At 41.2% G+C, this 21,169-nt stretch carries 17 protein-coding genes and 1 pseudogene; 8 read left to right on the plus strand and 10 right to left on the minus strand.

Annotation, left to right across the window (positions count from 1 at the left end; translation table 11 throughout):
• Window positions 1-58 precede the first annotated feature (58 nt).
• The 3 genes from C1E24_RS17460 to C1E24_RS17470 form a co-directional block, all read right to left on the minus strand.
• On the minus strand, window positions 59-2,803 hold the full coding sequence (locus tag C1E24_RS17460) for an ATP-binding protein (RefSeq protein ID WP_138483676.1): 2,745 nt from the start codon (window positions 2,801-2,803) through the stop codon (window positions 59-61).
• On the minus strand, window positions 2,800-3,765 hold the full coding sequence (locus C1E24_RS17465; protein WP_138483677.1) for an ABC transporter substrate-binding protein: 966 nt from the start codon (window positions 3,763-3,765) through the stop codon (window positions 2,800-2,802). Before C1E24_RS17465 ends, C1E24_RS17460 begins: the two co-directional genes overlap by 4 nt.
• A 114-nt stretch (window positions 3,766-3,879) precedes the next feature.
• Window positions 3,880-4,761: a LysR family transcriptional regulator gene (locus tag C1E24_RS17470; RefSeq protein ID WP_138483679.1), complete on the minus strand. Its 882-nt coding sequence runs from the start codon at window positions 4,759-4,761 to the stop codon at window positions 3,880-3,882.
• 114 nt (window positions 4,762-4,875) lie between these two features.
• Between C1E24_RS17470 and C1E24_RS17475 the strand changes: the two genes are divergently transcribed.
• The 3 genes from C1E24_RS17475 to C1E24_RS17485 all read left to right on the plus strand — a co-directional run bounded on the left by C1E24_RS17475 (window position 4,876) and on the right by C1E24_RS17485 (window position 6,777).
• Complete coding sequence (locus C1E24_RS17475; RefSeq protein ID WP_138483681.1) at window positions 4,876-5,484, plus strand: glutathione S-transferase family protein; 609 nt, start codon at window positions 4,876-4,878, stop codon at window positions 5,482-5,484.
• 152 nt (window positions 5,485-5,636) lie between these two features.
• Window positions 5,637-6,125, plus strand: a complete 489-nt coding sequence (locus C1E24_RS17480) for an RNA polymerase sigma factor (protein WP_138483683.1) — start codon at window positions 5,637-5,639, stop codon at window positions 6,123-6,125.
• A 4-nt stretch (window positions 6,126-6,129) separates the two neighbouring features.
• Entirely contained in the window at window positions 6,130-6,777 is a 648-nt protein-coding gene (locus C1E24_RS17485; RefSeq protein ID WP_138483685.1) for a hypothetical protein, read from the plus strand.
• Window positions 6,778-6,878: 101 nt separating this feature from the next.
• Here the strand turns inward: C1E24_RS17485 and C1E24_RS17490 are convergent, their stop codons facing one another.
• From C1E24_RS17490 to C1E24_RS17505, 4 genes and pseudogenes are all read right to left on the minus strand, one after another.
• The gene (locus tag C1E24_RS17490) at window positions 6,879-8,000 is read right to left on the minus strand and encodes a DUF4405 domain-containing protein (protein ID WP_138483687.1); all 1,122 of its coding nucleotides are present in this window, start codon (window positions 7,998-8,000) and stop codon (window positions 6,879-6,881) included.
• 94 nt (window positions 8,001-8,094) lie between these two features.
• On the minus strand, window positions 8,095-9,555 hold the full coding sequence (locus C1E24_RS17495) for a transcriptional regulator (protein ID WP_171040926.1): 1,461 nt from the start codon (window positions 9,553-9,555) through the stop codon (window positions 8,095-8,097).
• Between the two features lie 55 nt (window positions 9,556-9,610).
• Window positions 9,611-9,829: pseudogene (locus C1E24_RS17500) on the minus strand (MmcQ/YjbR family DNA-binding protein); the annotation flags it as partial.
• Window positions 9,830-10,074: 245 nt separating this feature from the next.
• Complete coding sequence (locus C1E24_RS17505) at window positions 10,075-10,266, minus strand: MmcQ/YjbR family DNA-binding protein (RefSeq protein ID WP_346765677.1); 192 nt, start codon at window positions 10,264-10,266, stop codon at window positions 10,075-10,077.
• Between the two features lie 131 nt (window positions 10,267-10,397).
• Here C1E24_RS17505 and C1E24_RS17510 point away from each other — a divergent pair, with 131 nt between their 5' ends.
• The 4 genes from C1E24_RS17510 (at window position 10,398) to C1E24_RS17525 (ending at window position 18,182) form a co-directional block, all read left to right on the plus strand.
• A complete protein-coding gene (locus C1E24_RS17510; protein ID WP_138483693.1) occupies window positions 10,398-11,519 on the plus strand; it encodes an efflux RND transporter periplasmic adaptor subunit in 1,122 nt (373 codons plus the stop codon).
• A complete protein-coding gene (locus C1E24_RS17515; RefSeq protein WP_138483695.1) occupies window positions 11,516-14,662 on the plus strand; it encodes an efflux RND transporter permease subunit in 3,147 nt (1,048 codons plus the stop codon). Before C1E24_RS17510 ends, C1E24_RS17515 begins: the two co-directional genes overlap by 4 nt.
• A gap of 156 nt (window positions 14,663-14,818) precedes the next feature.
• On the plus strand, window positions 14,819-15,979 hold the full coding sequence (locus C1E24_RS17520; RefSeq protein ID WP_138483697.1) for a DUF418 domain-containing protein: 1,161 nt from the start codon (window positions 14,819-14,821) through the stop codon (window positions 15,977-15,979).
• 355 nt (window positions 15,980-16,334) lie between these two features.
• The gene (locus C1E24_RS17525; protein WP_171040927.1) at window positions 16,335-18,182 is read left to right on the plus strand and encodes a methyl-accepting chemotaxis protein; all 1,848 of its coding nucleotides are present in this window, start codon (window positions 16,335-16,337) and stop codon (window positions 18,180-18,182) included.
• A gap of 30 nt (window positions 18,183-18,212) precedes the next feature.
• On the opposite strand, the gene C1E24_RS17530 is transcribed toward C1E24_RS17525, so the two are convergent.
• Both C1E24_RS17530 and C1E24_RS17535 read right to left on the minus strand, forming a co-directional pair.
• Window positions 18,213-18,638 (minus strand): GNAT family N-acetyltransferase, encoded by a 426-nt coding sequence (locus C1E24_RS17530; RefSeq protein ID WP_240722045.1) that lies wholly within the window; start codon window positions 18,636-18,638, stop codon window positions 18,213-18,215.
• A 6-nt stretch (window positions 18,639-18,644) separates the two neighbouring features.
• On the minus strand, window positions 18,645-19,256 hold the full coding sequence (locus C1E24_RS17535) for a LysE family translocator (RefSeq protein WP_138483700.1): 612 nt from the start codon (window positions 19,254-19,256) through the stop codon (window positions 18,645-18,647).
• Window positions 19,257-19,355: 99 nt separating this feature from the next.
• Here C1E24_RS17535 and C1E24_RS17540 point away from each other — a divergent pair, with 99 nt between their 5' ends.
• On the plus strand, window positions 19,356-20,747 hold the full coding sequence (locus C1E24_RS17540) for a PLP-dependent aminotransferase family protein (RefSeq protein ID WP_138483702.1): 1,392 nt from the start codon (window positions 19,356-19,358) through the stop codon (window positions 20,745-20,747).
• Window positions 20,748-20,810: 63 nt separating this feature from the next.
• Here C1E24_RS17540 and C1E24_RS17545 read toward each other — a convergent pair whose 3' ends face one another.
• Complete coding sequence (locus tag C1E24_RS17545; RefSeq protein ID WP_138483704.1) at window positions 20,811-21,167, minus strand: RidA family protein; 357 nt, start codon at window positions 21,165-21,167, stop codon at window positions 20,811-20,813.
• Window positions 21,168-21,169: the final 2 nt, after the last annotated feature.

The following is a 21,169-nucleotide window of genomic DNA, read 5'->3' on the forward strand; positions in this document are numbered from 1 at the left end:
TAACTACCATTAAGGAGTGTGATGTAAACACACGCTTCAGTCATTGCTTGATGAAACGTTAAATAGCAAATCTTTGTAATAACTCAATAAGATCCTCTTTGATCAGTGGCTTACTAATATATTCATCCATGCCCGCGTCAAAGCATTTTTCTTTGTCGCCGTTCATGGCGTTAGCTGTCATGGCTATGATTGGAATATATTGATTATTCTCACCTGCCTCGCGTTTTCTAATTCTTCGTGTTGCCTCGTAGCCATCCATCACGGGCATTAAGCAGTCCATCAAGACTAACTCGTAGTAGTTATCTTCATGCTCCTTTAATTTTGTTAACGCTTCTAGACCATTATTTGCAAAATCAAGTTGTTCAACGGCACCGTTTAGCATTTGTGTAACGACAATTTGGTTAATTGGCATATCTTCCACTACGAGAACATGCTTAAACAGGGTTGTTTGATCTTTAGTTTGAGTCGTAGAGCTTTGAGTAACATAGCTATCCTCGGTTTGCTCCAGCCTATGCACGATATCGAGAAGAGTGCAGGGGGTTTTACAGTATTTAACTTGTTGCACATCAGCGTGTTTAAAGTGCCCATCAATCGAGGTATTAAAAGGCAATAAGGTGACGGTATTAGCGATGTGTGAAGAGACAAAACGGTCTATATGGCGGCTATCTTCTGTTGACCAATTTAGTACATAAAAGTGGGAAGATAATTGCTCTTCCTTGAGCTTTTTAATATCTTCTTCAAGCAAAGTAATGTTTTTATGTTTATGCATGGCAATATCAAACTTACTTAAAGTTCGCTCACACGCATTTAAGAAGCTCGAATTAATGCCCACAAAGTGGAGATGTTTTGCAGTGAAACCATGGAATATAGAGTGCTGTAATTGCTGATTCTCAGAGTGTTTACTTGAGAGTGGTAAGGTGACGATAAAAGTACTACCTAACCCTAATTTACTTTTTACGACTATTTCTCCACCTAATAACTCGCAGAGCTTACCAACTATGCTTAACCCTAAACCTGTGCCACCAAACTGTCGTGTTGTTGATGTATCAGCCTGTGAAAAATGCTCAAAAATTAAATCACATTTATCCTCAGGTATGCCTATCCCTGTATCTGATACTTGGAGCTTTATTTCTGGTGCGTGATGATCTTTTGAATATACATACTGTGCTTTGACAATAATTTCACCAGATTCTGTAAATTTGACAGCATTCCCGATTAAATTAGTGAGTATTTGCTTTATTCTGACAGAATCAGAAGAGATCTTAGGCAGAGTGATCTCATCAATATCTAAAATAAGTGCGATATTCTTTTCGTGGGTTTGCTTTGCAAATGAAGTTGCAGTCTCTTTGATTAATTTCACGACATCAAATTCATTGATATCAATTTCTAATTTGCCAGATTCAATTTTAGAAAAGTCTAAGATATCGTTAATAATTCGCATTAAAGAAAGCGCACTTCGGCTGGCGATATCAACTTGTTCAGTTTGTTCGTTGTCTAATGGAGTATTTTTTAAAGAATCTAACATACCAAGTACACCGTTCATGGGCGTTCTTATTTCATGACTCATAGTCGCTAAAAAGTCAGCTTTGGCTTTTGAAGCATTTTCGGCTTGTTCTTTGGCTTCTTCAAGTGCCCAGTTATTAAACTCCATATCTGAGGCGTATTTAGCTAATTGCTCTTCTGAGTTTTTGAGCTCAGTGACATCTTCAATACAGGCAAATACCCCCTCAACATCTCCGTTAAGTGCAAAATCAGGAGTGTAGGTGGTGATCAGGTACTTTCTAACGCCGCCTATTGTGACATCAATTTCAAATGCAGTTTCATTGCCTTGTAAAGCATTAAATAGGTGATCTTGAATTCGGTCAAAAATATCAACGGGCAGAATCGATTTGACGGTGTTTCCTACGATTTCGTGTTCATTTAACTTAAATAACTGGCAGTAGAGTTTATTCGCAAAACGGTATTTTTGTTCGCGATCGACATAGGTCAGGAGTACGGGAACATGCTGTGTAATCCCATCAATGTAGTGACGCGTTTTTTCTAATTGCTCAGCTCTTTCTTGCGATTGCTTAATGGCTTTATTATAAGATATTGCAACCCTGGCAATGACATCCCCACCTTGTTGTTTGATTATATCTTTAGGGATTGGTAGACCTTTTCGAATGGTAGCACCAATTTTAGTGAGGGGGCTGGTTACAAAGTAATTGAGTAGCCAAAATGACAGGCCAACCATAATAGAAATAATGATTAAAAAGTTATACGTGAAGCTGCCTAATTGTTGGTTCAGCTTTTCTTCATGTTGAGTGGAATCTATATGTATCCAAAAGTAATAAGCGCGTAATCTCCTTATTTCGGGGTCAACGAGGTATAACCAAGACAATGCATACCAGTTTTCATCATGGTGATAAATCACCCTAACTTTGTCACTTAACTGTGACTTATAATGCAATAACTCGTCTAGTTCTTTTTTTCCTAGTGTTTCTGAGTCAAGTAAGCTTCTTTTTTGAATAAAAAGCCTTTTAGATGCCACAATATCAAGAGACTCAGGGGCAATGATCATAATATCTTGAATGGCGCTATTGCTCGATAACGCAGCAAGCACGCGCTGTAAATTTTCTCTAGAGGCGTCGACTTCTGCAGAGATACTCATGCTGGTGATCACGTTATCCACCAAAGAATCAATAAAGCGCTCGTGTTGTAATCGATATTCGTCAGCAATAAAGCGTGTGAAAAGCAAAAAGGAGCTTATACCAAGCAAAAGCAAAGGAATGGTCGATTTAAGATAAAGCGAGTTTTTAATCATTTACTTTGTTCTAGTGGCTTATGAAACATGCTTGGCACAAAACCACATGGCTTATCGATTGATTTAATGCGCCATAAAGTCCCGCAGACTTGCTCTGTGACACTTTTAAGAAAGTCATGAGAAATTAACTCTGCTTGTGTATCACCTGTTTGCATCTCAAGGTTATTGAAGGCATCAGAGAAATCAGCAACCTCTAAGCCTTCTAATTTAGCCATTTTTGTCATAGCTTCATCTGGATGAGTTTGAATAAATTCATAAGACAACTGCCAAACTTGCCAGAGCTTTTCTAATGTTTCAGGGTGCTGTTTTAGGTAACTTTGTGAGATGCTGACAATATCAACCACTTCTTGTGGGATCTTGGCACTGTCAAAAACGACATGGTAATCAGGATTCTTTAATAACTCTGTTGAAATGGGAGGGTAGGTAACAAACGCGGAAATATCTCCTTTGTTCATTTCCTTGATACCAGACATCTGCTCAACATTTTTAATTGTGACGTCATCTAAACTTAGGTTATGTTTTTGTAGCCCCCTTTGTAGCACGTAAATACCGAGTGAAGAGACCTCAGTACCAACAGTTTTCCCTTTTAAATCTGTAATACCTGTAATTGATTTGTGAGCAATAATTGCATCTCCACCTAACGAGTAATCAGTAATTAACGCAATGGTAAGCGGCCTTACTGCAAAAGATTGAATCTGAATAGCTTCAATTAAGGTGCTGGTGAGGCCATCTACCTTGTTATTCAAATAAACTCTTTGCGTATCGGCTAAAGAGGCAACTCTAACAAGCTCAATATTAAGCCCTGTTTGTTCAAAAAAACCTTTTTCTTTTGCTAGATGAAGTACTTCATAACCCGGCCAAGGGTTTATGGCGATACGTAACGTTTGTGGTGGGTCGTTTTTGCAAGATATGAGAAAGAAAAGAGAAGCGAAGAGGATTGTCTTTTTTGAGATTAGCCACATAACTTTGGGTCGGATAGCGCAATAGTATTCCTAAGTATTGACCAATTTCTGGGTCTGGCAAGGCGAACGGATTGACTTTTAGTTTGGAGCGGAGAATTTTAATCGCTCAAGCCGTTAATAATAACGACTTGTTTCGCCTGAAAATCTTCGTTCAAATTGTGAAAATTGTTCAATTAAAAAAGATTTAATTGCCATGATTTTGGCGGTTTCTTTTAAATCATAGTGATAAAGCAGCCATAAACTCCATATTGAAGGGGATGGCGTGATATTGAGGCGTCTGAGGTTTTTGTATTTAGGTTGGTCAGCTAAGCCACAAGGTAATTTGGCAATACCTAGACCTTGATCTGTTGCACTTATCAATGCTGCTAAGTTATCAAATCGAGCGATGATTTGAGTTTTGTCAAAGTGGCCTTGATACCAATCTTGATCGAACTCCAATTGCCATAGTAATAGGTTATCGACTTCTTTTGACTGCTTTAAGTAGCTTTTGCTGGCATAGACGCCCCAATTAGATGCAAACAGTTTTTTGCCAACTAAATCAGCTTGGGTTGGCTCAGGTGTAAACCTGAGCGCGATATCCGCTTCTCTGGCATTGAGATCTTTTTGACTGGTGCCCATCATTAAATTGAGCTGAATATGTGGAAAGCAGTGATAAAATTCATCAAGTAAAGGCAGCACATAATCATGCGCCAGTTCGGGGGTCAAGGCGATGTTTACCTCTCCTTGTAAGCTTTGGTTTTGACCATCGAGTCGTCGTTCAATATGACCTTGCAAGCTTTTCAAACTTTCAATGTCAGGCAGCACTTCTCGGCCAATTTTAGTTAACTGGTAACCTTTTGGGACACGCTCAAATAGGGCGACATTGAAACGGGTTTCAAATGCTTGAATTCGCCTGGCAACCGTTGTGTGGGTTACATTGAGCTGCTTAGCTGCGGCTGACAAACTGCCGTGAGTAGCCAGTGCAAGAATATATTGATAATCGTCATCTAAGTTCATCTGTGCATTTTTGCACAAAAGATATGCAAGAAGTAGTAATTTTTTTCCTCAAAAAAAGTCGTAAATTAATCCTAAATAAACCTAAAGCTAAACGACTTATTAAAAGGATGAATTATGTATACCCTCTATCATTGCCCAATTACGTGTTCTACAGCCGTGTTAATTACTTTAGAGATTATTGGTGAGGCGCATAAAGTTGAAATTATCGACCTGTTTCAAAATGAACAATTTAGTGAACATTTCTTAGCAATTAACCCACTCGGCAAAGTGCCTGTATTAAAAACTAAAGAGTATATTTTGACGCAAGGTGAAGCGATATTAATCCACCTATCGCAAAAACACCCTGAGGCTGCTTTGATGCCAGACTTAGCAACCACTGAGGGCGCTGACGCACTCAAATGGTTAAACTTTGTGGCCTCAACGGTGCATGGGCATTTTTCGCGTGTGTTTCAGCCAGAGCGTATTGCCAATGAACATAAGGTGGTGAAAGCCAATGCCGAAGAGGAATTAGTTAAATTATTCACTTTGATTGAACAGCAACTTCAGCAACAGTCATTCTTATCGGGCAGCTTACCAACATTGGCTGATTATTACCTCGCGGTGATATTAGGGTGGGATAGAATGTTGAGCTTTGATTTAGTTGAGCGTTTTCCTGAATTAAAAGATTACAAACAGCGCTTACAGCAAGCGCAGACTAATTCACCGACATTATTATCACTCTAGTTCTGTTATAGCCAAGCCATTTGTTAGATTAAGGTGGCTTGGCGACTTATTAGTTCGACAAAACCTTTCCTTCGAAAAAAAAATTCCCATAAGCTGTAATAAATTCCATCTGATATCTACTAACTAGAAAAATACAAAATGGAACGAGGTGAATGGGAAGCGATTTTTATCAGCAATCAATACTGCCTTTTGCGGGGATCATCATCAAAATTTGTCGGGCATACACCCATAGCCAAGAAGATTTTGAAGACTACTATCAAGAGGTGTGCCTACAAATTTGGCGAAGTAGAGACAATTTTAATGCTGAGTCTAAATGGTCAACATGGATTTATAAGGTGGCTTTAAATGTTTGTTTGACCCATTTAAAACAGCGTAAAAAAGGCGAGCAGCAGTTTGTGTCTGATGCTTTACCTGATGAAGTACATGACGACGCCAAGGCATTTGGCTCTGATGATATTAACCTGCTTTATAACGCCATTAAGCATTTGTCAGAGATAGATAGAGCAGTGATCCTGCTTTATTTAGAAGAGAAATCGTACGCTGAAATTGGCGAAATTATTGGTGCAAACACAAACAGTATTGGGGTGCGCATTACGCGTATTAAAGAAAGATTAAACAAGTTTATACAAGCGCAGGAGTGAACACATGAGTAAGTCTATTGAAGCAATGTGGAAACAAGGTTTTGTGAGTGAAGGTGAGCTATCAGCACCAAAAGTGAACGACTTATATAATAGGAAGTCGCAGAATATTGTAGATAAACTGCAAAATATGTTTGCAGTGAATATTAAAGCCATTGTGATTGGTGCTTTAGTCATGTTGGTGGTGATGAGTTTAATCGGTGCACCTTGGCTAGGCTTGTATATCTGTGTATTGCTAGCACCGCTTGTGCTGATAGCGAGAAAAGAGCTCATTAAATCGCATAACTTATCGAAAGGACAGAGCAGTCTAGAGTATTTAGAAAGCTTTGATACTTGGCTTAAAAATTCAATGGATACATATTCGAAATACTACCGATTTTTTTATCCGCTGTTTTATATCGGTATGGTAACACAAGGGCTAGCGAGTAATGCAGGTGGTAAAGTGATGGCTTTGCTTTTGAAGCATTATCCGACAGAGTATGTATTTTTAGATATTCCAGGTTATGTTTGGGCGGTTATCACAGTACTGTTTTTGTTGGTCGTGCGATATTCAGAAGCTTTATACCGTTTAGACTTAGACATCATTTACGGTAGACAATTTAAAAAGCTGGAAGAATTAATCACAGATATGCGCGCTTTAAAAGCACAGCAGTAATGTATTTATGATAAGTTATTTGGCATTTATTTTTTAACACTTCAATTAATCAAACTTTTCATTTAAAACGGATAGCGCAGCCAGTTGGCTGCGCTTTTTTGCTATAGGGAATGAGAGATTAAGATCCTGTCAACTAATTCTAGTGCGGTGGTGAAGTTACTGAGATCAGCACGAACATCGCCATCTTTACCTGAATGGTGACCGTGACCGATAAGCTGCATTTGCTGTAGTTTATTTGGCTGGTCAAAATCGACGATGGCTTGATAAATTAGTGATGGCTGAGCTGTAAAACCATCTCCAGAATACACGGGATCGTCTGGGAATCGGTCACTACTGTAGTAAGTGTTGTAATCGAATGAATGGTTTATCTCAAAACGTATACGGTATTGGCCAGTAAGAGAGGTCGGTAGCTGAATTGAGTAAATGAAATTGTCTGTCATAGTTGCACCACTAAAGCCGTCGACAACCAGTTTATTATCGGTTGGCAGGTAGAAGCCATTACTGGCTTGCACACCAAGTTGATGTAAAAACACAGGCAGCGATTCTGGGCGCATGCGGGTATCTTTTGATTTTGCATCTTCACCACCGGTTAATGCCTCTCTACCAATTGCATTTTCGCCGATCAGTAAATGCTCATTGAATACTTGTTCAGGGTCTACTTTAGAAACTTTGTTGGTGAAATTATTGGTGGCGATTTTCTCTGTGACATAGAGCGGCTGAACAAACTCACCTTCCAAGGTTTCTAACCAAAATGCATATTGTGGCCACATAAAGTAAGGGCCTTTTTTCAACTCTAAGGTAATCGTTTGTCCGCTGGCTTCTGCTGGGGTAATTACACGCTCGATATATTTTAGCTCTTTATCTTGGTCGGCTTTATCTGCGGCTTTTAGGGTTTGGCCCCAAGTGTAAACCTGCATTGCAGGTGGTAGAAAGAAAAATGGTGATGCCAACAAATAACCTATCAATAAAGCGGCCAGCGGCATAGCTAAGCTGACTTTGCCCATATGTTTCTTTAATGGGTTTAAATAGGCGAACAGGGGTTTTGAATTTTTAAACAAGTGCCATACGACGACCAAAATCATGGCCGCACCAATTAAAGTGTGAATAAGCGCAACGACAACATCATGTTGTTGGCTGTATAACAATACAGAGGTAACCAACATAACAATGAAGGCTAAAAACAGTAGAGTGCCGATAAATACTCGGGCATTAAAAAATGACATAGTGACTCCTTTTGAATTACCCCCTTATCGCTTAAGGGGGGTAATAAAAGCCACTAAAGCTTTCTAAAATTATCTAAGGTTATTGATTTTATTGTTAATAATTTAGAGTGTTTAAATATTTGAGCTGCTTTGTTAACGCTCGACTTTTAGCTATTTGCTTGGCTGTGTTTAATGCGGTGTTGAACTCATCGAGTTTGTTTTGTTCCTTAGCAAGTAAAGCAAGACTGGCCCAAACACTGCTTTCACCAACCGGGCAGCGTAAAACTTGGTGATGTTTTTTTGCTTCAAGGTAATACGTTTTAGCTAATTCGTATTCACCTTGGTGTTGTGCAATTCGTGCCAACAAATCTTTCGAATAGGCCATAAATAGCCAATCATTATTGCTTTGGGCTACTTGCAAAGCTTGCTCAACTCTTGGTTTAGCTAATTCGTCATCACCCTCAATAATGGCGTGAATGGCATTGAGATAATGCAAGCGACTTAATTCATTTTTGTCATTAAGCTTTTGAGCGAGTGGAATAGCCAACATAAGGTGTTTTTTTACTGCAGGGTAATCTTTTAACTCAAAGAGTGTGTTGATTAAGAGCCGTTGGGCAGTCAGATTCTCAGGATCATGTGCAATAATACTCTCAAGCAAAGGTTTTGCTGCTAGGTGGTTGTCTTCAAGCTTTAGGTCAATGGCAACCCCCAACATCTCATGATTAAAATCGGCATGATAGTTGTTGGCTTGTAGGGAGCTTTCTTCGCCTAGTTGTTCTGCCAGTTTATCGCTAAATTCATCAATCACACCTTGAATGTTACGACCAAACAACACACCTTTTTGTTGAGTATTTCTATAGTGCAGGATATAACTTAGTTGATAGTCGTGAGGTGAGCCAGACAGTTTTGAAGAGACAACCAATTCAGCACCAGATACGGTAAATATCTGTTTGATATGCTCTGGTTGAACATTGTTCAAAGGCGCCCCTGCTCGCTCTAGCACTTCCAGCACATAATCGGTCTGTAATACACCATGCTCTTGATTATTGGGTAAACGCTGTATGACCTGGTCCATTAACCCTAAACGAATCCAGCTGTGATCGTTCCCTTCAATTTGATTGTGTGTTGGTAAGATAACAACAGAGCCTTGCACCTTGCTCTGTTCATTGGGTGTTTGATTTAATGAGGAGAGCGCAAAGAACAAAGAGGAAAGAAAAGCACATAAGGCAACCGTTAAGAAAACCACTTTTCTATTGGCTGAGGATTGCTTTGGGGCCTTTTTAGTCACAGCAGGTAGCCAAACATAGCCTTGTTTTGGAATGGTCTTAATTACATCTTCATTTTGAAAGAGCTGTCGAAGTTCATTGATTGACTGGAAAACAACTTGCTCAGCAACAACTGAGTCGCCCCATACCTCATCTAAAATAGTTTGCTTATTTACCGGTTGACCTGAATTACGAATTAATAAAAGTAAAAGCTGACAAGTTTTAGGGCGTATTATCAACGTTTCACCTTTGCAGGTTTTAACGTTTAATGCTTTGCTGTCAATAATGTAGTTTGATGTTAGATACTGCACAATAAGCACTTTAAAGTGTATGGAGCTTGTTACCATAATGGAACATGCGTTTTAATCAAAGCGACAGTTGCAATAAAATTGAAGTTTGCGCTTTCTTTGGCATTTTCTCGACCACTAACATAAACGAGTTATCTATCATGCGCTCTATTTCGCCTTGTGGAATAGAGCTATCGAGTATAATTGTGTTCCAAAGTCGTTTATTCATGTGATAGCCGGGGATCACGGCATCGAAAATATCCCTCAAAATGTGTGCTTCATCAGGATCGCACTCAAGGGCGTGTTTACCTTTGCTGTGTGTTTTTGCAGCAGTGAGTTGGGTATTTAGGCAAGGCAGAGGCTGCGTAGCATAGTTATTCTATGTAAGTCAGCCGATAACGCCGAATAAATATCCAACTCGCGCTGCTCGAAGAGTTCAACCAAAGGCTTCCACTACTTTGTCATTCGCCACTTACATAACCCATTATGCTGCGCAGCTCATTTCGCGTATTGAAAGCCTTTGATTTGAACAAAATTCATACCTCAAAGGTAAACACGCCCTAAATTCATCCACCAATGTGGGGTTTCTTCAGTGCCTTTGCCCATTTTTCCCAGCGCCAAAGTTGCGAACATTTTTCCTTTCACTTTATAAACATCGACTCCCTCACCGAAAGGCTGGCTAACGGTAGTCTCGGGCTTTGAGATTAAATATGCATGTGCTTTAAAGTGATCCATCGTCTAGTGTTAACCCTTTAATAGTATTAAATCAAAGCTCAGTCGTTTAGACATTAATTTGACATAACTGGTTGTAGGTTAATAGATAATAAATAGAGTCTTATCGCAAAATTGCTGAGTATTGGATAAGAATGAATTACATTACTGCTAATAATTATCATTTGAGGTTTGCTATGCGTTGTGTGCAGTTGTCGGTGCTTTGGTTTGTAACCATGGTGGCAGTCGGTTTTTATAGTGATTCAGTAAAAGCTGAGTCTATTGAAGTAGATGTGGTTTATCCCGAGCGAGCAGTAGATGCTGGGTTAACATTTACAGGGTCGGTCAGTGCAGTGCATAATGCGCAATTGGCGAGTCAACAATCAGGTGTTGTGGCTAGCATTCATGTTGAAGCGGGTGATGTGGTCACACAAGGTCAACTGCTACTTTCATTAGATGATACCTTGGCGCAGTTGCAATTTGAGCAAGCCAGTGCCGAGCTTAATATTGCTGAGGTGGCATTAAAAGAAGCACAGCGTTTACATCAGGAGTTAAAAGCATTATCGAAGCGCCAATTAGTTGCACAAACTTTACTGGCTGAGCGCCAAGCTAATATCAGTAAAGCACACGCCGAGCTAAAAAATGCCAAAGCCAAGCTTGCACTACAACAAGAGTTATTAACTCGTCACCATATCAAAGCGCCATTTGCGGGTGTGGTGACCGATCGCATGGTGGATGTGGGTGAATGGATTGGCACGCAAGACAAAGTATTTAGCCTCATCTCAAGTGATAAATTACGTATTGAGCTTGCCGCGCCTCAGCAATATTTTGCTGAGTTTTCACAAGCAAGCACAATCCAAGTAAATATCCACAGTCAGCAAAATAAAAACGCAGTCATTAATAGCCAAGTTGAGCGTGTTATTGCCTCAGTAAACAAGGCAAATCGTACTTTTAAGGTATTTGTGACGGTGCCTGAAAACAGTGGTCTTGTAATGGGCAGCTCGGCTCAAGTGACCATTCAATTACCCGCTGCTGAAAATGCGCAGGTGTGGTTACCTAAGTCAGCTTTAAAGCGCCACCCTGATGGTGGTTATAGTATTTTTGCAATCAATAACAATACTGCTGAGCGCGTATTTGTTGAAGTGACGCAGCAGCACGCTGAACGAGTGGCAGTAAAAGGGGCATCAGCCTCACAGCAATATATCAAAGCCGGGGTAGAGTTATTGCAAAGCGGTGCAAAAGTGTCGGTGAAAAGCGTTGCAGGTAACGCCCTATGATTGAAGGTGCAGTCAAACGCGGGGTACTTGTCACCGTAGTTGTATTAATTAGCTGTATTCTGGGGTTGGTGGGCGCGTTAAATATTCCCGTGCAGATGATCCCTGATTTAGAAGTGCGTACTATTACTGTGCAAACAGGCTGGGCGGGCGCAACCCCTCAAGATGTTGAGAAAGAAATCTTAATTGAGCAAGAGCGCTATCTAAGAAGCTTACCAAATTTAAAACGTATGGTGTCTTATGCGCGAATGGGCAGTGCTGAAATTGAGCTGGAATTTCCGTTTGGGGTTGATGCCAATGATGCGCTTATTCGGGTAAACAATGCTTTAAGTCAGATGCCCAGTTACCCCGAAAATGTTGACCAACCAAGGTTATTTTCGAGTTCTTTCTCGGGCAATGCGTTTATGTATTTTGTACTCAAGCCATTGCCGGGCAATCCGCTTAATCTGGATGTCGACTTATTAAGAGACTTTGCTGAAGACTTTATTCGACCGCGCATGGAAAGCGTTTCTGGTGTGTCTGAAGTGAGAGTGGGCGGTGGTGCACAAAGACAAATTCAAATAAAGGTCGATGCTGAGCAACTTGCTCAACGTGGTATCAGTTTAAGTGAACTTCGTAATGCCATTCGTAATCGTAACCGAGATGCCTCAGCAGGTGATATTGAAAGTGGCACTAGCCGATATTTATTGCGCGTAGTTGGGCGCTTTGAGCAACTTACAGAACTTGAAAACCTGATTATTCGCAGTGAAAACAACGCCAATATTTACCTCAAAGATGTGGCAACGGTAACTCTAGATCACTTTGAAACACGGAGTCTGTCTTATAATGTGGGTGAGCGTACACTCAGCTTGTCGGTGCGCCGTGAAAGTGGTTCCAATGTATTGGCGATTAAAGACGACATGCTGCCAATCGTTGAAGAATTAAATCAGCAGTTACTTAAACAAAACGGCTTGAGCCTGACGCTCATGAGTGATGACGTGCAGTATGTCCGAAGCTCTCTTGAGAACGTATGGTTCAACCTTATTCTCGGTGGCTTGCTGGCAACCTTAGTCATGTATTTCTTCTTGCGTTCGGGACGCGCTACCTTAATTGGTGTGTTGGGTATTCCGATTTGTACCATTGCTGCGTTTTTAGCTTTAATGAGTTTTGGTCGCACCATTAATGTGATCTCTTTAGCGGGTGTGGCCTTTGCCATTGGTATGACGGTCGATAACACCATCGTCGTGCTTGAATCGATATTCCAAGCCAAAAAACAAGGCCAAGGAAAGCGCCAAGCCGCCATTAGCGGTGTAAAAGAAGTATGGCCCGCAGTATTGGCCTCGACTGCGACAACCGTACTGGTATTTGCGCCAATCTTATTTGTGCAACAAGAAGCCGGGCAGCTGTATTCAGACATTGCCATTGCGATTTGTGGGGCAATTATCGCCTCCATGCTGGTGGCCATTTTTGTGGTTCCGGTGGCTCTTGCGCGTCTTGATAAGAATGAAGTCACCAGTGAAAGTAATAAGCAAAGCAAGGTTTACGGTCAAGTTTGGCTAAAATGTGCGAGATTCTTTACTCAATCAAAACAACGAGCGCGCATTGCCTCTGCGTCATTCATTGTGGTGATTTTAGGAGCTGCTTATACCTTGATGCCAGCAGCTGAATATCTACCTGAAGGGGAAGAGCCGAAAGCCTTCTCTATGATGATAGCCCCACCCAATTACAACCTTTCTGAAATGGAGCGCATTGGCAGTGAGCTAAGAACCTATTTTGCTGATTACGTAAAGGCAGATGGTGCCGCTTTTGCTAATGGTGAAACAGATATGCCACCACTTGCTTACTATTCGATGTCGGTATCAATTGGTCGCATTTGGTTTTTAAGTGCGCCAGTCGATCCTGCTCATATCAATGAAATGATGGATGCCATCACCACTAAGTTTAGAAGCTATGAAGGCATGCGGGCATTCTCGGCGCGCGGTTCGATTATTTCTAGTAATGATGGTGGTACGCGTGCCGTCGCGGTAGACATTGCAGGTAATGACATTGAAGATTTGTATCGCGCTGCAGAAGCTGTCTATGAGCAAGCAAATCAAGTGTTTGATAACCCACAGATCAATTCTAACCCGGGCTCGTTAACCCTTGATCAACCATTGATAGAAATACAGCCTCGCTGGCACCGTTTGGCGGAGCTTGGGATCAGTAGCCGAGATTTCGGTTATGCCGTAGCAGCCATGAGTGATGGTGCATTTGTTGATGAGTTTATTTTAAACGACGACAAAGTGGATATTTTCTTATTCAGTGGCGCAGGTGCTAAACAAACACTAGAGCAGCTTGAAAGCATGCCAATTGTGACGCCACAAGATGAAGTTTTACCGCTGAATGCACTGGCTGACTTGGTTGAAAGCAAAAACAGTAACTCTGTAAGGCGTGTTGACGGTAACCGAACTGTGACGGTTTACATTATTCCGCCTAGAGAAGTTGCTTTAGAAGTCGCAGAAGAAAAGGTACGCACCGAGCTACTGCCAACACTTTGGCAGCAGGGCAAAATAGCTCAAGGCATTAAAGTAAGTATTAGCGGTGCAGCCGATCAGCTCGAAGCAACCAAAGCATCTTTATCTGGCAACTTTATGATTGCATTGGTGCTGAGCTATTTACTCTTAGTGGCTATTTTCACCCATTGGCGTTATCCGCTATTCATTTTAGCGACTGTGCCGCTAGGTATGGCGGGTGGTTTACTGGGTCTTGTGATGGTGAATGGCTTAAACTCAGGGCTTGCGAGTTTAGGTATGCAAGCCTTTCATCAACCGTTTGATATGATCACCATGTTAGGCTTCTTAATTTTGCTTGGAACCGTGGTGAACAACCCGATTTTAATTGTCGACCAAACGCGTCGTTTTATTGTCGATAATGGCCTACCTGTGGTTGATGCAGTTAGAAAAGCAGTCGAAAAGCGTATTAAGCCCATCTTAATGTCTACGGCGACCACTATCTTTGGCTTAGCGCCTTTGGTGTTGATCCCGGGTGAAGGTACTGAGCTATATCGTGGTGTGGGTATCATAGTATTAAGCGGTATTTTGGTGTCGACCTTACTCAGCATTAGCTTTTTACCGGCATTTTTAGTCGCTATTCTTGATAACAAGAGTAATGATAAACAAGAAAGTTAAAAGGCATATATAGAAAAGTTAGAAAACGCCCGGATCATTAAGATTCGGGCGTTTTTTTGTTTCTATATCTTTGACAAATCTTTACAACTTAGCTGTGCCATTTTAGGCGCTAAGCGATATGATGGTACTAGGTATATCTAATTTGTAAGGGAAAACATGCGAATTCAATCTATTGATGTTTTACGTGGCATTGCCATATTAGGCATATTGCTTATGAATATTTACTTTCATGGCATTATGAGTATGGGCTATGTGCCTTTTGACATCACACCTCAAAGCGACATTTGGGTCGATACCTTCAATGCTATTTTTGCTGATGGACGCTTTAGAACACTGTTCTGTATCTTATTTGGTGCAGGTCTCGCCATTCAAATGAAAAGCTGTGAAAAGAAAGGGTTTAATTATCAAGATTTCTTAAAGTCTCGTCTTAATTGGCTGATGATTTTCGGCATTATTCACGGCGTATTTATTTTTGGTGGTGACATTTTATTTCTGTATGCAGTGTGTGCATTGTTTATCATTAAAAAGCTCACATTACCTACCCGTGATCTGTTTCGTAAAGCTAAGAAGTGGTTGATTATCGGGACCGTTATAAATGTACTATTTAGTATATTGGCCTCTTTAGCCGCAGGTTTAGGTTTAGAGCCTGAGATGGTGCGTGGTTCTGAGGCGTTCTTGGAAGAATATAACAGCTGGATGGGTAATTATGGTTATCAAGTGACAATACAAGCCATATTTGCAGCATTCTTAGTGATTAGCTCTCCATTATGGGTGTTTTGGCAAGTCGCTGGTTTAATGCTTTTGGGTATTTATTTCTATCGCAGCGGCTTTTTCAAGCGAGGTTTAACAGCAAGACAATTTAAAACCTTTGCATTGGCTGCAGCTGCTTTAACTGGTTTAGATATTTTTATGCGTTTGAGCTACTTTAGTGTAGGCAGTGAAGTGAGCTCTTTGCTGGCGAGCATCTCAGCTATTTTTATGTCAATTCTTTATATTCATGGTGTGATCTACTTACTTAAAAACAACCACCGTTGGATAGAAGTCTTCAAAGCGCCAGGGCGTATGGCGTTTACGCTTTACATTATGCAATCGGTCGTTTTAGCAATTCTACTTCGTTGGGTTTTCCCTGAGGTTCACTTAACTGCGTCGATGACCGATTATTTAGCAATGGCTGTGGGAATGATCCTTTTCCAGCTTGCTTTTGCCAATTGGTATCTTCGCCAATTCAAGCAAGGCCCGCTTGAAGCCTTATGGCGAAAAGCGTATTTGGCAAGCTTCGCAAAGAAGCAGGCTAAGCGAGCTGAGGTATTAGCATAGTTAGGTAGAGCGTATTAGAGCAGGCTATCAGTTTCGTTAAAAGTAACACAGGCCTGCTCACTTTCTATTCTTTGCATACACTTCAAATCATCTGAAAAGCAATTTTTTCAAAAAGATCTTATTTAAAAATAGATAGATATCATATGTTCCTTTTTTAGCCTGTTTTAATTATTTTAAATGTATATATTATACAATTTTTAACAGGTTATTATCTTTTGTCATTATGCTGTCATTTAATTCTGCTACTTCGATAAGTCGAAAGCTCGTTATTGCTATTTTTATCACTATATTTGCGATCTTTTTGCTCGTTACGATTGCGCTTGCTAATTATTTAGCTGAGCAAAGAAGTGCACAGGTGCAGTCTCAAATTAATACGCAAATGCAGGCCAGTGCTGAGCAAATAGAACAATTCTTTGAAAACAAAATCACCGCATTGCACACTTTATTTCGCGCCCCTAGTAATCTTGCTGCAATCAAAGCAAGGCAAATGCAAGGAGAGCTAGACAGCAATGTAGTGCATTTAAACGCGGCATTGACAGCGCAGTCTTCGGCAGACAAAGAGGTGTTATCGATTTTCTTTGGCTCTACATTCACTGGCGAATATATGTTTGAAAAAGGCATATACACTAAAGACGGTTATTCGGTATTTGGTCGCCCTTGGTGGGAAGATATAAAGCGTACTCAAAACACCGTGATCTCAGAAGTATTATTACATCCTGAATTTAAACAGAATTATGCGGCAATCAATTTTCCTGTATTGCATCAGGGGGAGTTTTTAGGCGTCGGCGGGGCGGATATTTTACTGCCGAGCATTAGTCAATTTATTGATAAGCTTAACTTTCAAGGTGAAGGGGTTGCGCTATTAGCCGATGCTGAAGGGCGCTTGATCCACTTCTCTGGGGATCATAACTTTAAGCTGAGTCAATCTATAGCGGAATTTGATAACAGCACGCTTAATTCTGGCTTTAGAAATCTTTTCAATACCCGTTTAGATACTTTGCAGACACTACTTTACAATGATACCGAATACTATGCCGCGACTTTAAAAGTACAAAGTGATGCGTTTGACTTAGGTTGGCACTTGGCATTATTGGTACCAAAGCAAGTGGTGAATGAACCTGTTAATCAAGCGGTTTATCAGTTAATTGTTCTGTCAGTTTTATTGATGGTGATACTAAGTGTGTTAGTCGGCGTGATCACCAAAAAACTGTGTCAGCCTTTGACTTTAGTGCAACTTGCCTTAGAGCAAATAGCTGCAGGCAACGGTGACTTAACCAAGCGTATTGAAGTGAAAGGGCAAGATGAAACGGCTCGAGTCGGTTTGGCGGTGAATCAAATCATTGAACATTTACAAGAGATGGTGCAGCAAATAGTGGTCTCGACTCAAGAGTTAGATGCGGCTATCAACTATGTTGATGGTTTAACGCAAGAGTCAGACAAAATGAATCGTACTATGTTACAGAGCATGCAAACTACAGCCAGCGCAGTGAGTGAACTCGCTACATCAGCACAAAGTATTCAGTCGCAAGCTAATAATGCCCAGCAGGCGGTCAGTGCTGCCAATGACATGGCTGCACAAGGGCAGTTGATGATCAAAGATAATCAACAAGAGTTGGCTGTTGTTGCTGAGCAATTCTCGCAAGCCAATAGTGTGATGCGTCAATTGAGAGACGAGTCGGATAACATCAGTGAAGTGCTAAACGTGATTAAATCGGTGGCAGAGCAAACTAATTTACTGGCATTAAATGCAGCGATTGAGGCGGCCAGAGCGGGCGAAAATGGTCGTGGTTTTGCCGTGGTTGCTGATGAAGTAAGACAATTGGCTGCGCGCAGTGAGTCATCGACCAATCAAATTCAAGCCATTATTGAACAATTGCAAACTAGCTCAGAAACCGCATCGACTATGATGCAGCATGCAACCGAGCAGTTGCATGCTTTTGAATCACACTCTGATAAATTGAACTCTGCTTTTGCAGATATATCCCAGCAGGTGGGTTTATGTGTTAGCGCCAATGGTGAGATCACTGAACAGGTGAGCGCTCAGGCGCAAACCAGTGCAGAGCTCGATCAGGTGTTACATTCATTAGAGCAAACCGTCGAGCAACAAATAAAGGGCAGTACTGAGATTGCAAGCTGCCAAACTCAGCTCGCAAATTCGAGTAAAGGTCTATACACCCTTGTCGGCAGTTTTAAAGTGCAATAACTACTTATACTAAGCCACTCATTTTATGATTTAAAGTGAGTGGCTATAGATGTTTGTTACATACTTCTCCATGGCAATTTCTGGGTTTGCTAGCTCGCTAAAGCCAAACTGCTGATATAGGCTATGGGCGTCTTTGGTGGCTAACGTAAAACGTCTTAACCCTTGCAGCTCAGGGTGAGTCATCACCGCATCGATCAGCTTCTTACCTAATCCTTGACCGCGATAGGGCTCAAGTACAAACACATCCAACAAATTGGCAAAGGTAGCGTGATCTGTGACTACACGGCAAAAAGCCAGTAGTTGTTTGCCATCAACTAACGCAAAGCATAGAGAATGCTCGAGCGCCTTTTTTAGCCGCGCTTCGTCTATGCCTTTACTCCAATAACTACGCTCCGACAAATAACAAAACATTTCTTTAAATTGTAATGGGGTCAATTGGTGAACTAATTGCATCATCGCCTCCTATGAAATAAAGATTAGGGGTAAACAGCCAAGTAATAAAACCGCCATGATCAGGTTAAATCGCTTTAGACTCTGAGGTGATTGTAAGTACTTGCTAATGTACTTACCTGTCGTCACCCAAAATAATGCACAGCAGATCCCGACAATATTAAAAATGATTAAGCCCATAATGGCTGAGTGCCAATACAAGTCACCAGGTAAGGTCAGTGCACTACAGACTGAGATGATCATGGTGAGTGATTTAGGATTAACGATTTGAAACAGTGCCGCTTGTTTAATACTCATCGGCTCGACAAGCAGCGAATCTTGTTTTTTAAGTGTGCTGGTGCGAGCAATTTTTACCGCAAGATAAACGATATACAGCGATGCCAAAACTTGCAAAGCGGCATGAAGTACAGGCAGAGCTAAGAACAAACTTCCTAAACCAAACAGCATAATGATATGGATTGCGGTCATGCCTACGCGAATACCAATGACATGATTAAGTGAACGTTTAACACCAAAGTTAGCGCCAGAATAAGTCAGTAGAATGTTGTTAGGCCCCGGCGTAAAAGCAGCGGCGAAACAAAATAAAATAAGGGCGGGTATTAAAGTAAGCAACTCGGCACTCATGGTAAAACACTCCTAAGAATTGTATTGATACAATTAATTATTTTGTACTTGCCTTATTAATTGTCATAATGCTTAAAAAGCAGCAATGATTTTATTGTTATGAATACAATTTGGCAGCCAGATCTAGATAGGTTTAATACACTTTCACAAGCTCACCCCAAGTACCGCGCTTTGGCTGAGTTAATTGAACAGGCGATCACTGAAGAAGCACTGGTCTTTGGTGAAAAATTACCGCCACAACGACAGCTCGCTGATTTTCTATCGATCACCCATGGTACGGTGACACGGGCCTATGCTTTGTTGGAGCAAAGGGCGGTGGTGACTGCTCGGTTAGGGGCGGGTACTTTTGTTGCGGTCAAAGAGCAAGTAAGTGAATTTGCCTCTGAAACAGATTTTGCTTCAAGCATGCAGCCCATGATGGGGCAGCAGCAAGTACTGGCTAAAGCCATGCAATCTCTTGCTAATGAGCCAGTAGAGTTAGAGCAGCTAATGACTTATAAACTCAACGGTTTGCCACATCATCAACGTTTTTTTAAGAGTTGGCTACAGCAAAAAGGACTTGAATGTGAGCAACATGAGGTGATTTTTTGCCAAGGTGCGCAGCAGGGTATCTACGCAAGTTTGGCGTCTGTGTGTCAGCCCAATGATTTTGTGGTGCATGAAAGCCTTTGTTATCCCGGTTTTTATCATGCCTGTGACGCGCTTAATTTAAATACCTTGGGTATTGCTGTAAAAGAGAACGGCTTAGATTTAGAAGCACTCGAGCAAGCGTGTAAAACTCATTCGGTGAAAGCCATTTACATTACCCCAAACTGCCAAAACCCGACGAATGTAAGATATAGCGATGAGAAGTTACAGCAACTGCTAGCACTGAGTCGCCGCTACAATTTTTTTATTTTAGAAGATGATGTGAATTACTGCTTGCCGGGTAATTGGCGTTTACCACTTTGGCAGCAAGCACCTGATAGAGTGTTTTATATTGCGAGTTTTTCGAAGTATTTTGCAGGCGGCTTGCGAGCCGGCTATGTGTTAGCGCCTGTGCTGTGGCAGCAAACGTTATTAAAACAAATTCACAGTCAATGCTGGGCGGTGTCTATGATGAACTTCGAACTTTTGATGCGATCGTTAAAAAGCAAAGAGTTTGCATATAACCAAGATAAACTGGCAGAAGAAATTCGCTATCGTATCGCTGCGCTCAAAGCGGTTTTCGAAAAGCATCAAATGACGGCGGTATTTGCTGGGCTCAATGTATTTATTCCGTTAGCAAGTGAATTGAATATGCATGCTTTGGCAGGGCAGTTAAAAGCCAACAAAGTCGAAGTGCGTACACTCGATGTGTTTGAAAACCCTAAACAGCCATCAGATAATACTTTAAATGGTTTACGCTTTACCATCGGCGGACCAAGTAGTCGTGCTGAATTCGATTTGGGCGTCAAACGTGTTGATGAGGTGTTTGAACAGCTGAAACGTCCGTCAAATATTGTGATTTAAGAGAATTTAGAAACGATAAATGAGCAAAAACAAAGATTTTTGCTCATTTGAATGATTAACAGGTTAAGTGTTTTTAACCGCAGCAACCACTGAGACTTCAACAAGTAACTCAGGACGTGCCATTGCAGCTTCAACACATGCGCGAGCAGGAGCATGGCCTTCAGGTACCCATGCATCCCACACTTCATTCATTTCGGCGAAATATTGCATGTCTTTAATGTATACCGTAGCACTTAACATATGTTCGCGATCAGAGCCTGCTTCTAGAAGTAGGGCATCAACCTTGTCTAGCATGGTTTGCGTTTGCTCTTTAATACCTTGTGTGGCATCAGCACACACTTGGCCGCATAGATAAACAGTGTTGTTGTGAACCACAATACGGCTCATACGTTGTTTTGTGTGCTTGCGCTCAATTGTCATGA

Source organism: Pseudoalteromonas phenolica, assembly GCF_005876835.1.
GTDB classification, from domain to species: domain Bacteria; phylum Pseudomonadota; class Gammaproteobacteria; order Enterobacterales; family Alteromonadaceae; genus Pseudoalteromonas; species Pseudoalteromonas phenolica_B.